The following is a 13,820-nucleotide window of genomic DNA, read 5'->3' as shown; positions in this document are numbered from 1 at the left end:
GCACAGCGTAGTCCCCCGCGGGTGCGCTACGGGGCGAAGAACGGCGTCGAGACGTAGCGCTCGCCGGAGTCGGGCAGGATCGTGACGATCCGCTTGCCGGCCGACTCGGGCCGCTTGGCGACCTCGATCGCCGCCCACGTCGCGGCGCCGCAGGAGATGCCGGCGAGCACGCCCTCGCGGCTGGCGAGCAGTCGCGCCGTTTCGATCGCGTCCTCGTCGTCGACCGCGATCACCTCGTCGAGCAGTTCGCGGTTGAGCACCGGCGGGATGAAGCCGGCGCCGATCCCCTGGATCTTGTGGGGCCCGGCGTAGCGGCCCGACAGCACCGCGGAGGTGCGCGGCTCGACCGCGATCACCTTCAGGTCCGGGTTGCGCTCCTTCAGGAACTCGCCGGTGCCGGTGATCGTGCCGCCAGTCCCGACGCCTGCCACGAGCACGTCGACTCTGCCGTCCATCGTCTCCCAGATCTCGGGCCCGGTCGCGCGGCGGTGCGCCTCCGGGTTGGCCGGGTTGGAGAACTGGTCGGGCAGGAAGACGTCGTCGCGCGTGGCCATCGCTCTGGCGGCGTCGACGGCCTCGTTCATGCCGCCGAGCGACTCTGTGATCTCGAAGCGCGCGCCGTACAGTCTCAGCAGCCCCTCGCGCTCGCGGCTCATCCCCTGCGGCAGCGTCAGCACGAGGTCGTAGCCCTTCGCGGCGCAGACGAACGCGAGCGCGATCCCGGTGTTGCCGCTGGTCGCCTCGACGATCGTCGTGCGGCCCGGCTCGATCCGGCCCTCGGCCTCGGCGGCCTCGATCATCGCGACGCCGATGCGGTCCTTGACGCTGCCGCCGGGGTTGAACGCCTCGAGCTTTCCGTACAGCTCGCCGGGTGTTCCGTCGGGCACGATCCGGGTCAGTTGGACCATCGGAGTGCGGCCGACGTGGTCGGCAATGTTGATCGGGATTCGCGGCATTGCCTCGGGAACCATAATGGTCGGCGATGTCGACCACCGCACGGACGCTTGCCACCGTCGCGCTGCTGGCCCTCGGGCTGGCCTCCGCGCCCTCCTCCGCCACGGCCGACGAGGCGCCGACCGCGGAGCAGATCACGCAGATCGAGCAGTACTACGAAAGCGGTGCGTGGGCGCGCGACACGGCGCGGGTGACGGCGCGTGCGACGCGCTTCCTGACGACGCGCGTGAGAGCGACGAGAGCGCCGCGAAGACTGGTCGCCGTCTTCGACATCGACGACACGGCGCTGTCGACCTACGACTGCATGAAGGCCGGCGCCTTCGCCGACGGCCGCCGCAGCGCCTGCGTCGTGCTCGACCCGCACCCGGCGATCGAGCCGGTGCGGGCGCTCGTCAAGCTCGCGCAGCGCAAGGGCGTCGCGGTCGCGTTCGTGACCGGGCGGCCGGAGTACATCCGCAGCGTCACGCTGTCGCAGCTGAGAAGAGCCGGCTTCGGCGGCAGATTCGAGCTGCTGCTGCGCCCGGCCGACGACCACCGCGAGTCGGTCGTCCCGTTCAAGGCGGGCGCGCGCAAGTCGCTGCAGCGCGGCGGTCGCAGAGTCATCTTCTCGATCGGTGACCAGCAGAGCGACCTCGACGGCGGCTTCGCGCTGCGCACCTTCAAGCTGCCGAACCCGATGTACGCGCTGCCGTAGCCCGGTCCGGTCTCCGGAGCGCTTGCGATCGCGCTGCGGAACTGTGGAGATCGTGTTGCGGATCCGTTAGAGGACACTCACTTTCCCCGATTCGAGGGTCATCAATGTGAATGAGGTCACAGATCCCTTGCGGGCGCAACGATCGTGCCGATAATGCGTTGTAGGAAGAGGAACCCGACCAGGCTCCCGATCCACCTCCGCAGGTCGTCTCGCAGGGTCCGCCCCGCGAGGTTTCACGTAAGTCCCTGACGCCGGCTGCGACCGCCGGCGTCTAGATGGGCCGCCCGAACCACCATTCGCATGGGGCTGCGCTCAGCGGTTCTCGTGCTGCCCTGAACACACTCGAGCCCCTCCTGAGCGCTATGACCCTCATCTCCATCGCCTCTTCCTTCGCGATCGTGCTCGGCTTCGCCGGGACCCTGCCCCACATCCGCACGATGGTGCGCAACAGATCGTCGAACGGCCAGTCCCCCACCGGCTGGCTGATCGGCATCGCCGTCAACGTCATGACCGGCTACGTCAACCTCGCCGGCCTCGGCGCGGTCATGCTCGGCATAGGGAACGTGGTCGCCGGCACCTTCGCCGCGATCGCGCTCGCCTGCGTCGTGCGTTACGCCCGACCGGCCGACGAGAGCGCGGCGCCGGCGCTCGCCGCCGTCCCCGACTCGCGCCCGCTGGCCGTCGTGCACGAGCTGCCGACCGGCGAGTTCCACGCGATAAAGCTGCTGATCGACGAGGAGCACGCGCGGCGCGAGAGCTTCCGCGGCGAGCAGCCGGCCGAGCCGGTCTTCGCCGACACGCGTGAGCTGGAGTTCGCCGCGGCTTAAGACGTGACGCTGGGACGGCTCGAGCCGTCCCAGTCGTGCGCGTCGCCGAGCGCGCGCAGCCGCTCCCGCACCGCCGGCTCGCACAGCGCGCCGGCGACGCCGGCGTCGAACAGCGCCCGCGGATCCGCTCCCAGCGAGCGGGCCGCGGCGTGCTCGTCGTCGAGCTCGCAGGCGAAGAAGGTCGGATCGTCGGTGTTGACGGTGACCGGCACTCCCGCGGCGAGCAGCCGTGGCAGCGGATGGTCCTCGGCGCGCGGGACGACGCCGAGGCAGACGTTCGACAGCACGCAGACGTCGAGCACCATGCCGCGGTCGGCCAGCTCGCGCAGCAGGCCGGGATCCTCGACCGCGCGCACGCCGTGGCGGATGCGGTCGGGCGCGAGCGTCTCCAGCGCGCCGCGGATCGACGCGGGGCCGGCGACCTCGCCGGCGTGCGGGACCGAGCCGACGCCGCCGGCGCGCGCGATCGCGAACGCCTCCGCGTACGGCTCGGGCGGGAACTGCGCCTCGGCGCCGCCGAGCCCGAGCGCGACGACGCCGCGATCCTTGTAGGCGACCGCCAGCCGCGCCGTCTGCTTCGCGACGTCGAGGTCGACGCCGCGCGTGATGTCGGGCGTCAGGCGGACTTCCAATCCGAGCTGCTCGCGCGCCGCCGCGGCGCCGTCGCAGAAGCCCTCGAAGACGGTCTCCATCGCGATCCCGGCGGTCAGCTTGTCGGTCGGCGAGAAGATCGCCTCCAGGTAGACCGCGCCGCGCGCCTGCGCGCGGCGGGCGTAGTCGAGCACCAGCTCGCGGTAGTCGCGCTCGGTCTGCAGCGCCGGCGTCGTCGCGAACCACGACTCGATGAAGTGGTCGAAGTCGCGGAAGCGCATGAACTCGCGCAGCTCCGCGGCGGTCGCGACCGGCAGCGTGAAGCCGTTGCGTCTGGCGGCGGCGAGCAGCAGCTCCGGTGAGACGGCGCCCTCGAGGTGGACGTGCAGCTCGATCTTCGGGTACGGCGCGACGACAGTCATCGCGCAAGGGTATTGCCTGGTGTCGGCGGCTTTCGATGCGGTACCCTGCCGACGGATGTTCCGCCGACTTCGCACACACATCGCCGACGCGCCGGCTGCCTAGCCGGACGCTCGGGCCACACGCCCGGCGTCCGCCGCAGCCGCCCGTTCATGACGATGTGGAGGAACCTCCAGTGACATTGTTTCCCGCCGGCATCGGCCGGCGTGACCAGCTCGACGAGGAGCTGCAGGCCGCGCGCACCGCGCTCGGCGAAGACCAGCTGATCCCCGCCCGCGTGCTGTCGCAGCACAGCGGCGTCTGGCTCGTCGCCGAGCCCGACCAGGCGACGCCGCCGCGGCTGGTGCACGCGCGCGCCAAGCTCAGAGGCGAGAGCGACGGCCCGCCGATCACCGGCGACTGGGTCGCGCTCGACACCGGTGACGCGATCGCCGCGGTGCTGCCGCGGCGCGGCACGGTCGTGCGGCGCGCCGTCGGCGAGGGCAAGGCGGACCGCCAGGTGCTGGCGGCCAATGTCGAGCTGGCGCTGGTCGCCGAGCCGCTGCCGGAGCCGAACGAGCGGCGCGCGGAGCGGCTCGTGGCGATCGCCGGCGCCGGCGACGTGCCGGTCGCGCTGCTGCTGACGAAGGCCGACCTCGACCCCGACGCCGACGCGACCGCGCTGCGGCTCGGCCGCTCGATCGGGATCGCCGACTCGATCGCCGTCAGCGTCCGCACGGGTGACGGGATCGGCGTCGTCCACAGCCTGCTGCCAGCGGGCGCCACGGCCGTCCTGCTCGGACCGTCCGGGGCGGGCAAGTCGACGCTCGTCAACGCGCTGCTCGGCGAGGAGCGGCAAGCGACAGGCGAGGTGCGCGAGTCCGACAGACGCGGCCGCCACACGACCGTCACGCGTGAGCTGCTGTCGCTGCCGCACGGCGGCCTGCTGATCGACACGCCCGGGATGCGCGAGGTCGGCATGTGGGACGGCGGCGTCGACGACACCTTCGAGGACATCGTCGAGCTGGCCGCCGGCTGCCGCTTCGCCGACTGCCAGCACGACACCGAGCCCGACTGCGCCGTCCGCGACACCGTCCCGGCCGAGCGGCTGGAGGCATGGCGCAAGCTCGCCAGAGAGCAGGCGTGGGTCGACGACAGACGTGCCGCCGCGAGAGCCCGCGAGAGCAGAGGCCGCTTCTACGAGCGGATCCAGCGCGAGGCGCGGCGGGCGAAGGGGCAGGACGAGTGAGGCGCGCGCGGCGAGCACCAGCGTGGCGCTGACGCTGCGCCCCGAGCGACCGGCCGACCTCGCCGCGGCGCGGCGGGTGCACGAGCGGGCCTTCCCAACGGCCGCCGAGGCCGACCTCGTCGACGCGCTGCGGGCGGCCGGGGATCAATCATGTGCCGGAGATCTGCCTCGTCGCGCTGCGCGACGGGCAGGTAACTACCCGCGCTTCGGCTTCGAGCGAGCCGCGCCGCTCGGCGTGCGCGCGCCGTTCGAAGTGCCCGACGACGCCTGGATGGCGCTCAGACTGCCGGCCTACCCGCCGCCGGAGCGGCCGCGGCCCGAGGGGGTCGTCGAGTACGCCGACGCGTTCGCCGCGGTCGGCTAGATGTAGTACATCGAGGCGCCGGCGTCGCGCGCCTCGCGCTCGATCACGTCGGCGACGGTCGTCTCCGCGAGCACGGCGCGGGCGGCCCCGGCGGCCTCGGCGAAGACGCCCTCGGAGTCGGCGCCGAAGGAGCCGTCGAGCAGCTCGACGATCTCCAACACGGTGATCTCGCCCGGCTCTCTGGCGAAGCTGTAGCCGCCCTTCACCCCGCGCTGGGACTTCAGCACGCCGGCGCGGCGCAGCACGGCGAACAGCTGCTCGAGGAACTGGACGGGGATCTCGCGGCGGCGCGCCAGCTCGGCGATCGGCACGGGGCCGGCGCCGCCGAGCCGTCCCAGCTCGGTCAGTGCGCGCAGCGCGTAAGGGGATTTGGTCGTGATCGAGATCATCGTGCGTTGCCTACCATCCACGATGGTATGGCAAAGACGAGACAGCTTGCGCACTGGATCGGTCGGGTTGGTCCGCCCCTCGCGCTGATGGGCGTGATCTTCTACCTCTCCGCGCAGCCGAACCTGAGAACCGAGCTGGGCACGATCGACCTGATCGGGCGCAAGTTCGTGCACATGGCCGAGTTCGGCCTGCTGTGGCTGCTGTGGCTGCGCGCGCTCGGCTGGAGCACGCGCGCGGCGTGGGCGGCCGGCGCGATCGCGGTCCTCTACGCGATCTCCGACGAGTTCCACCAGAGCTTCATCGACGGCCGCCAAGGCGCGCCACGCGACGTCGCGATCGATGTCACCGGGATCCTGCTCACCGCGCTGCTGTATTACCGGGTCCTCCTGCCGCGGCGGCGGCAGCTCAGGGCGGCGTAGCGGCTAGATCCAGCCGCGCTCGGTCGCGATGAGGACTGCCTGCGCGCGGTCGACGGCGCCGAGCTTGCCGTAGATGTTGTGCAGGTGCGTCCGCACCGTGCTGGTCGACAGCTCCAGCTCGTGCGCGATCTGCTTGTAGACCTTGCCTTGGCCGAGGCGCTTGAGCACCTCGGTCTCGCGCGTCGACAGCGGGCATGGGTCGAGTGCGCGCTGGCGGTTGCCGTTGGAGGAGTACGGCAGGTCGTACATGACCGAGCGCAGCTCCGCCGGGCCGATCCCGACGAGGCGGGCGGTCGACAGCATCTCGCTCGGCGAGACCGGATCGCCGTGGCCGTAGTGGGCGAGCATGTCCGCGAGCCTGACGAGCGCGGCCTCGCCGTCTGCGTCCTCGCTGTGGTGGCGCTCGATCGTCGAGGCGATCGCCTTCGGCAGCCCCCAGCGGCGAGCGAGCACGCCGCCGACGAGCGCGTGGTCGACGCCCAGCTCGCGCCGTTCGCGGTGGATCCGCTCCTCCGGCGTCTTCGCGTCGCCGTGGACCTGGCGCGGGTAGCCCGGGTAGGCGTGGCTGAGCACGAGCTTGCCGATGTCGTGCAGCAGCGCGGTCACCATCAGGCGATCGCGGTCCTCGTAGCCGAGCTCGGTCGCGAGCCGGTCGGCGGCGCGCTGCGTGGCGACGCCGTGAAGGCGGAAGCGCTCCGGCGTCCCCTCCCAGATCCCGCCGCGCTCGAAGAAGTCGAAGGTGCGTGCGCGGCTGGCGAGCGCCTGGACGGCGGCCGGCGACAGCACGCTGACTGCCTTCACGACCGAGTCGACTCTGCCCCGCGCTCTGCCGTCGACACGGTTGGCGAGCCGCAGCGTCGCGATCGCCAGCGCCACGTCGGACTCGACCGCGGCGACGATCTCCGCCGTCGGCGGGCGCTCCTGGGTGAAGAGGCGCAGGACGCGGTTGCGCGACTCGGCCAGCACCGGGAACGCCTCCAGCGCCTCGAAGGCGGCGGTCAGGCGCCGTCCGTGCCCCTCGTTGTGGTGGCGCGGGAAGCCGGGCTCCGCGGAGGCGGCCGCCGACGGAGTCGGGCTGGCTGTCAGTGTCGGTGGGTTCATGGGCGATCTCATGGCCTCGGACGCGGTCCGCGTGCGAGTGGATCAGCCCAGCTTCGGCACCATTGCCCGCTGTCCCGATCCGTTCAGGTTATCGGCACCACAGGCCCCTTAGTTGAGGGCTTCCGACGTTGACAGACTGTCGAATTTCTCAGGCGCGCTCGGATGTCCGCACAGAGCGGGCGCCCGGGCGCTCGCTTCACCCGACGCGGGCGAGCGCGGCGTCGATCCGGCGCACCGTCTCTTCGCGACCGAGCAGCGCGACAGACTCGAAGATCCCAGGTGAGATCGTCGTGCCGGCGAGCGCGACGCGGACCGGCTGGAAGACGTGCTTGGGCTTCCAGTCGTTGGCCTCCAGCAGGCCGCGCAGAGCCGCCTCGACGGACTCCTGCGTGAACGGCTCGAGCGTCGCCAGCGCCTCACGCGCGGCCCGCAGGCCGTCGAGGGAGCCCTCGACGCCGAAGGTCTTCGTCCACGCTCTCTCGTCGTCACCGGGACCATCGAAGAAGAAGCCGGCGAGCGGCCAGAAGTCGGCCAGCGTCTGGATCTTCTCGCGGCTGATCTCGACCGCGCCGCGCAGGCCGCCGCGACCGGTGAAGGCCTCCAGCCGCGCCGTCAGCTCGTCCACCGGCAGCTCGCGCAGGTAGATGCCGTTGATGTGGCGCAGCTTTCTCTCGTCGAAGACGGCCGGCGACTTGGAGATTCTCTCCAGTCTCAGCAGCTCGGCGAGCTCCTGCACGGTGAACAGCTCGCGCTCCGGGTCGAAGCCGGCGCCGAGCAGCGCGACGTAGTTGTTGACCGCCTCCGGCAGGTAGCCCTGGTCGCGCAGCTCCTGCACCGAGGCGGCGCCGTGGCGCTTGGAGAGCTTCTTGCCGTCGGGGCCGTGCAGCAGCGGCAGGTGGGCGTAGACCGGCGCTCTCTCCCCCAGCGCCTCGAAGACGAGCAGCTGCTTGGGGGTGTTGGAGAGGTGGTCCTCGCCGCGCACGACGTGCGTGACGCCGGCGTCGAGGTCGTCGATCGCGACGGCGAAGTTGTAGAGCACCGAGCCGTCGGCGCGGGCGATCACCGGATCGTCGATGTGGACGTGCTGGAAGATCGCGTCGCCGCGGATCGCGTCGTGCACGACCGTCTCGCCCTCGTCGGGCACGCGCAGGCGGATCGCGCCCTCGTCCTGCGGCGTGCCGCGGAAGCCGCGGTCGTCGCCGTGCTCGGCCTTCCACGCTCTGACGTCGTCGCCGGTCGCGGTCGTGCGGTAGGCGTGGCCGGAGTCGAGCAGCTGCTGCAGCGCCTCGGCGTGGCGCGCGGCGTTGGCGGTCTGGAAGATCGGCCCTTCGTCCCAGTCCAGCTCCAGCCATCTCAGCGCGTCGAGGATCTGCTCGACGTTCTCGGGGGTCGACCGTTCGCGGTCGGTATCTTCGATCCGCAGCACGAGTCTGCCGCCGCTGCCGCGCGCGAGCAGCCAGTTGTAGAGGGCCGTGCGTGCGCCGCCGATGTGCAGCGCGCCGGTCGGAGAAGGAGCGAATCGAACTTTCATGGAGTCAGCATGCTAATCGGCACCCACGTCTCGCAGGCCGGCGGTCTCGACAAGGCCGTCGCGCGCGGTGTCGAGAGAGGCTGTCGCTCGATCCAGATCTTCAATCAGTCGCCGCGGATGTGGAGACCGACGAACTACACCGAGGACGACTTCGCCGCCTTCAGAGCGGCGATCGACGACTCGCCGATCGACGCGGTCCTGATCCACGCGGTCTACCTGATCAACTGCGCCTCCGAGGACCCTGAGATCCGCACGAAGTCGCTCGCGTCGCTGAAGCAGTCGCTGCACGTCGGCGACGGGATCGGCGCCGATGTCGTGCTGCACCCCGGCTCGGCGCTGAGAGGCGAGGTCGGGCCCGCGATCAAGCGCGCCGGCGAGGTCTTCAAGGAGGCGCTGGAGGAGAGCGACCACAGCCTCCTGCTGCTGGAGGACACGGCCGGCACCGGCGGCACGCTCGGCCGCTCGTTCGAGGAGCTGGCCGAGCTGATCGACGCCGCCGGCGGCGGCAGACGGCTCGGCGTCTGCCTCGACTCCTGCCACCTGCTCGCGTCCGGCTACGACGTGCGCTCGATCGAGGCGCTGACGGAGACGCTCGACAGCTTCGACGAGATCGTCGGGCTCGGCCGTCTCGGCGCCGTGCACCTGAACGACTCGCAGACGCCGCTGGGCTCCAACCGCGACCGCCACGCCAACCTCGGCGAGGGCGAGATCGGCGAGGCCGGTATCGCCGCCTTCCTGTCAGAACCGCGCTTCGAGGAGATGGCGGTCGTGCTGGAGACGCCCGGCCCCGACAAGAGAGGGACGACGGCGGAAGAGATCGCCTACGCGCACAGATTGCGCAGAAGAGGGCTCCGGGCGCGCAGATAGCGCGGCCGCAAACGCATCACGCCGCCGCGCACGGGCGCGGCGGCGAAGGGCCGGACGCCCGCGAGGCGCCCGGTGAGGCGACTCAGGCCGCGGCCGTCTCGGGCTCGAGCATCGCCGAACCCAAGAGGTGGTCCAGCTCGGCTTGCAGCGCGGCGTTGCGGGAGACCTTGAAGGTCGAGCCCAGTCTCAGCAGGCGCGGGCCGCCGGAGGTGTGGATCTCCAGGTAGACGTGCGATTCGCCGGGGAAGTTCTCGATCACCGACTTGAGGTCGTCGATCACGCTCGCGCGCAGCGCGGTCGCGTCGAGCCGCAGGCGGAACGGCGGCGGGCCGACCGGCACCTTCGCCGCCTCCTCCTCGGCCGCGGCGACCTCTTCCTCGCTCGGCGCGAACAGCTCGGCGTCCTGCACGACGACGGTCGTCTTCGACGCGTCCTTGTGGTCGACGCGGCCGCGCAGCGTGATGACCGCGTCCATCTCGAACGCCTCCTCGGAGGCGGCCAGGACTCTGCCGAAGATCAGGATCTCGACCGTGCCCTCGAGGTCGTCGAGGGTGGCGAACATCATGTGGTCGCCTCTCTTGGTCCGCAGTCTCTTCGCCTGCGTGATGATCCCGCCGACGGTGACCCAGTCGCCGTCCTTTCTGTCCGACAGGTCGGCCAGCGTGCAGTCGACCTTCTGGCGCATCGCCGCGCGCACCGCCTTCAGCGGGTGGGCGGAGATGAAGAGGCCGATCGACTCCTTCTCGGCCGCGAGCATCTCGGCCTGGTCGAACTCCTCGGCCGGGATGCCGGGGTGGGTCGGTGCCGCGAAGGCCGCGGCCGCGCCGCCGCCCCCGCCGCCGTCGAAGCCGAGGTCGAAGATCGAGCCCTGGCCGATGAGCGCGTCCTGCTGCGCCTTCTGGCCGGCCGCCTGCGCCTGCTCCAGCACGCTCAGCATGCCCTTGCGGCTGGCGCCGGTCGAGCCGAAGGCGCCGCACTTGATCAGCGCCTCGATCGACTTCTTGTTGACGGCCTTGTTGTCGACGCGCTCGCAGAAGTCCCAGATCGAGGTGAACGGGCCGTCCTCCTCGCGGGCGCGCTTTATCCCCTCGACGGCCGCGTAGCCGACGCCCTTGACGGCGTCGAGGCCGAAGCGGATGTTGCCGTCGACGACCATGAACTCGTGGTCGGACTCGTTGACGTCCGGCGGCAGGATCTCGATCCCCATCTGCTCCGCCTGGGCGACGAAGAACGGGACCTTGTCCTTCGTGTCCATCACGGAGGAGATCAGCGCGGCCATGTACTCGGCCGGGTAGTTGGCCTTCAGCCAAGCGGTGCGGTAGGCGATCAGCGCGTAACAGGCGGCGTGCGACTTGTTGAAGGAGTAGTCGGCCGACTTCTCGTTCGTGTTCCACAGCCACTCGATCACGCTCGGGCTGGTGCCGGATGCACGGCAGCCCTCGACGAACTCAGGCTGCAGCTCCGCCATCGCGGCGCGGTTCTTCTTGCCGATCGCCTTGCGGAGGTCGTCGGCCTTGGCGCCTGAGAACCCTGCCAGCTGCTTGGCAATCTGCATCGCCTGCTCCTGGTAGAGGATCACGCCCTTGGTCGATTCGAGGATCGGGCGCAGGCGCTCGTCCGGGTAGGAGATCGCCTCCGGGTTGCGCTTGCCGCGCGCATACGTCGGGATCTGGTCCATCGCGCCCGGGCGGTAGAGGGCGTTGAGCGCGATCAGGTCCTCGAGCTCGGTCGGTCTGACCTTCTTGAGCGACTCGCGCATGCCCTCGGACTCGAACTGGAAGACGCCGACCGAGTCGCCGCGGGCCATCATGTCGTAGGTCTTCTGGTCGTCGAGCGGCAGCGTCGTCATGTCCGGCCGCGTGCCCGTCGAGCGCTCGATGATGTCGAGCGCGTCCTCGATCACGTCGAGGTTGCGCAGGCCGAGGAAGTCCATCTTGAGGAGGCCGAGCTCCTCGACGGGCTTCATCGAGAACTGCGTCACCGTTCGATAGACCTTGTCGCCTCTGGCGTCGCTGCCGGCATCGGCCAGCTGCAGCGGAACGATGTCGGTGAGCGGGAAGCCGGCGATCACGACGGCGGCGGCGTGGATCGACGAGTTGCGGACGATCCCCTCGAGGCCGCGGGCGACGTCGACGATCTGTCTGGAGACGGGGTTGGAGTCGACCTCGCCGCGCAGCGGCTCGCCCGGCTGGAGGCAGTCGTCGAACGACGGCGGACGGCCCATGATCGGGTCCGGGATCAGCTTCGCGAGCTTGTCGCCGGCGCCGTAGTCGTGGCCGAGCACGCGCGCGGCGTCGCGCGTCGCGGCGCGCGGGAACATCTTGCCGAAGGTGATGATCTGCGCGACCGACTGTCTGCCGTACTTCTCCGTCACGTATCTGATCACGCGCTCGCGGCCGCGGACGGAGAAGTCGATGTCGATATCAGGCATCGACACGCGCTCGGGGTTGAGGAAGCGCTCGAACAGCAGGTCGTAGGCGAGCGGGTCGACGTCCGTGATGCCGAGCGTGTACGCGACGATCGAGCCGGCCGCCGAACCACGGCCCGGGCCGACCGCGACGCCGTTCTCCTTCGAGTATCTGACGAAGTCCCAGACGATCAGGAAGTAGGCGTTGAAGCCCATTCTGTCGACGACCGCCAGCTCCATCTCCATCCGCTCCATCGCCTCGGCGGAGGGCGGGTTGCCGTAGCGGCGGTGCATCCCCTCCATCACGAGCGAGCGGAGGTAGGTTCTCTCGTCCTCGCCGTTGGGCGTCGGGTAGCTCGGGATCAGCTGGCCGCCGAGCGGGATCTCGACGTTGCAGCGCTCCGCGACCTCGAGCGTCGTCGGCAGCGCGTCCGGCCACTCGGCGAACGCGGCCGCCATCTCCTGGTTGGACTTGAGGTAGAACTCGTTCGTGTCGAACGTCATCTTCGGCTCGGCCAGCGTCGACTTCGTCTGAACGCACAGCAGCGCCGTGTGATGGTGGTAGTCCTCGCGGCGGAGGTAGTGGACGTCGCCGGTGCCGACGAGCGGACGGCCGACCTCGCGCGCGATCCGCACGATCCCCTCGTTCGCCTTGTCCTGGTCGGCGATGCCGTTCTTCTGGACCTCGAAGTAGACCTGGTCGCGCCCGAAGATGTTCATCAGGTCGTCGGCGTGGGCGCGCGCCTCCTCCGGGCGGTCGTTGATCAGCCGCTGGCAGAAGCGCGAGGCGAGGCAGCCTGTGAGGGCGATGATCCCCTCGGAGTGCTGCGACATGATCTCGAAGTCGACGCCGGGCTTGCCGCGGTGCAGGCCCTCGAGATAGCCGGTCGAGGAGAGCTTGACGAGGTTTCTGTAGCCGACGTCGTTCTGCGCCAGCAGCGTGAGGTGGTTGCGCTCGGTTCTGCCGCCGCGGAAGTGGCGGTCGTCGACGACGTAGACCTCGCAGCCGATCAGCGGCTTGATGTCGTGCTTCTTGCAGGCCTTGTACATCTCCACGGAGCCGTTCATGACGCCGTGGTCGGTGAGGCCGAGGGCGGGCTGGTCGAAGGCCGCGGCGCGGGCCGCGAGCGCGTCGATCTTGCACGCGCCGTCCAGCAGCGAGTACTCGGAGTGGACGTGGAGGTGGGCGCAGGCCTGGGCGGAGGAGGAACTCATCGAGGGACGGAGAATAGGCGGCGCGGCGGACGCCGTGCGGGATTCCCCGAGGGGTCTGGCGAGATCCCCTGCAAGCGCTACGTTCCGGGCGCGTCGGCGGCTGCCGGGGCCTCGGCGGGCGGCGTGACGGAGGCGTCGGAAAGGGCTTCGGGGAGCGCGGACGGGGCGGTTTCGCGTGGCGCGGACGGGGCGGTTTCGCGTGGCGCGGACGGGCCGGTTTCGCGTGGCGCGGACGGGCCGGTTTCGCGTGGCGCGGACGGGCCGGTTTCGCGTGGCGCGGACGGGCCGGTTTCGCGTGGCGCGGACGGGCCGGTTTCGCGTGGCGCGGACGGGCCGGTTTCGCGTGGCGCGGACGGGCCGTCTTCGGGCGGCGCGACGGCGGGCGCCTCCGCCGCGGTCGCGGCGTCGGCAGCGGTCGGCGGCGCTGGTGCGCTCGCGGGTGCCAACACCGATGCGGTGAAGCGCCCGATCAGCTGCAGCGAGACGCGCGCCTCCGGCGTTCCCGCCCACAGCGGCACGACGTGCGGCTGGCGCTCGAAGACGTGCAGCTCCGCGCGCGTGCCGGCGGCCGCGACGCGCTCGGCGACGGCGCGCGACTCGTCGAGCAGCAGCTCCGTCGAGCCGACCTGCACGTGCGTCGGCGGGATCGCCGCGCGCCACAGCTCGTCGGGCGCGAACAGCGGCGAGGCGCGCCAGTCGGCGGGGTCGAGCGCGGCATGCGGCGCGGCAGGTTCGAGCGCGGGCGCCGGCGCGGCGGGGTCGGGCGCGAGAGGCGGCGCGGCGGGGTCGAGCGCGAGAGGCGGTGCGGCGGG

The 13,820-nt window shown here is 71.1% G+C and carries 13 protein-coding genes; 6 read left to right on the top strand and 7 right to left on the bottom strand.

The genetic code is table 11. The features are described 5' to 3' along the window. Positions 1-26 precede the first annotated feature (26 nt). Positions 27-956: a cysteine synthase A gene (gene cysK, locus R7226_RS23735; RefSeq protein ID WP_318599841.1), complete on the bottom strand. Its 930-nt coding sequence runs from the start codon at positions 954-956 to the stop codon at positions 27-29. Positions 957-982: 26 nt separating this feature from the next. Between cysK and R7226_RS23730 the strand changes: the two genes are divergently transcribed. Both R7226_RS23730 and R7226_RS23725 read left to right on the top strand, forming a co-directional pair. Continuing rightward, positions 983-1,648: an HAD family acid phosphatase gene (locus tag R7226_RS23730; RefSeq protein WP_318599840.1), complete on the top strand. Its 666-nt coding sequence runs from the start codon at positions 983-985 to the stop codon at positions 1,646-1,648. Positions 1,649-2,010: 362 nt separating this feature from the next. After that, on the top strand, positions 2,011-2,475 hold the full coding sequence (locus R7226_RS23725) for a hypothetical protein (RefSeq protein ID WP_318599839.1): 465 nt from the start codon (positions 2,011-2,013) through the stop codon (positions 2,473-2,475). Here R7226_RS23725 and add read toward each other — a convergent pair. Beyond that, entirely contained in the window at positions 2,472-3,488 is a 1,017-nt protein-coding gene (gene add, locus R7226_RS23720) for an adenosine deaminase (protein WP_318599838.1), read from the bottom strand. The two genes, R7226_RS23725 and add, sit on opposite strands and share 4 nt — an antisense overlap. Positions 3,489-3,661: 173 nt before the next feature. On the opposite strand from add, the gene rsgA reads away from it, so the two are divergent. Next, positions 3,662-4,714: a ribosome small subunit-dependent GTPase A gene (gene rsgA / locus R7226_RS23715; RefSeq protein WP_318599837.1), complete on the top strand. Its 1,053-nt coding sequence runs from the start codon at positions 3,662-3,664 to the stop codon at positions 4,712-4,714. 22 nt (positions 4,715-4,736) lie between these two features. Beyond that, on the top strand, positions 4,737-5,078 hold the full coding sequence (locus R7226_RS23710) for a hypothetical protein (RefSeq protein WP_318599836.1): 342 nt from the start codon (positions 4,737-4,739) through the stop codon (positions 5,076-5,078). Here R7226_RS23710 and R7226_RS23705 read toward each other — a convergent pair. After that, positions 5,075-5,467 (bottom strand): RrF2 family transcriptional regulator, encoded by a 393-nt coding sequence (locus R7226_RS23705; RefSeq protein ID WP_318599835.1) that lies wholly within the window; start codon positions 5,465-5,467, stop codon positions 5,075-5,077. The two genes, R7226_RS23710 and R7226_RS23705, sit on opposite strands and share 4 nt — an antisense overlap. Before the next feature lie 27 nt (positions 5,468-5,494). Between R7226_RS23705 and R7226_RS23700 the strand changes: the two genes are divergently transcribed. After that, complete coding sequence (locus R7226_RS23700; RefSeq protein WP_318599834.1) at positions 5,495-5,887, top strand: VanZ family protein; 393 nt, start codon at positions 5,495-5,497, stop codon at positions 5,885-5,887. A 3-nt stretch (positions 5,888-5,890) separates the two neighbouring features. Here R7226_RS23700 and R7226_RS23695 read toward each other — a convergent pair whose 3' ends face one another. Both R7226_RS23695 and gltX read right to left on the bottom strand, forming a co-directional pair. Then, positions 5,891-6,988 carry an HDOD domain-containing protein gene (locus R7226_RS23695; protein WP_318599833.1) on the bottom strand — a complete coding sequence of 366 codons (1,098 nt, stop codon included), beginning with the start codon at positions 6,986-6,988 and terminating at the stop codon, positions 5,891-5,893. A gap of 196 nt (positions 6,989-7,184) precedes the next feature. Further along, positions 7,185-8,519 carry a glutamate--tRNA ligase gene (gltX, locus tag R7226_RS23690; protein ID WP_318599832.1) on the bottom strand — a complete coding sequence of 445 codons (1,335 nt, stop codon included), beginning with the start codon at positions 8,517-8,519 and terminating at the stop codon, positions 7,185-7,187. 9 nt (positions 8,520-8,528) lie between these two features. Here gltX and R7226_RS23685 point away from each other — a divergent pair, with 9 nt between their 5' ends. After that, positions 8,529-9,386 carry a deoxyribonuclease IV gene (locus R7226_RS23685; protein ID WP_318599831.1) on the top strand — a complete coding sequence of 286 codons (858 nt, stop codon included), beginning with the start codon at positions 8,529-8,531 and terminating at the stop codon, positions 9,384-9,386. 82 nt (positions 9,387-9,468) lie between these two features. Here the strand turns inward: R7226_RS23685 and dnaE are convergent, their stop codons facing one another. Further along, a complete protein-coding gene (gene dnaE, locus R7226_RS23680) occupies positions 9,469-13,008 on the bottom strand; it encodes a DNA polymerase III subunit alpha (RefSeq protein ID WP_318599830.1) in 3,540 nt (1,179 codons plus the stop codon). 77 nt (positions 13,009-13,085) lie between these two features. Continuing rightward, positions 13,086-13,820 (bottom strand): alpha/beta hydrolase (locus R7226_RS23675; protein ID WP_318599829.1); only part of this gene is annotated, 735 nt, incomplete at its 5' end.

The sequence above is a fragment of the Conexibacter stalactiti genome, from assembly GCF_033542075.1.
Lineage (GTDB): Bacteria > Actinomycetota > Thermoleophilia > Solirubrobacterales > Solirubrobacteraceae > Conexibacter > Conexibacter stalactiti.
The sequence above is the reverse complement of the archived record's forward strand: the minus strand, read 5'-3'. Positions and strand labels throughout refer to the sequence as shown.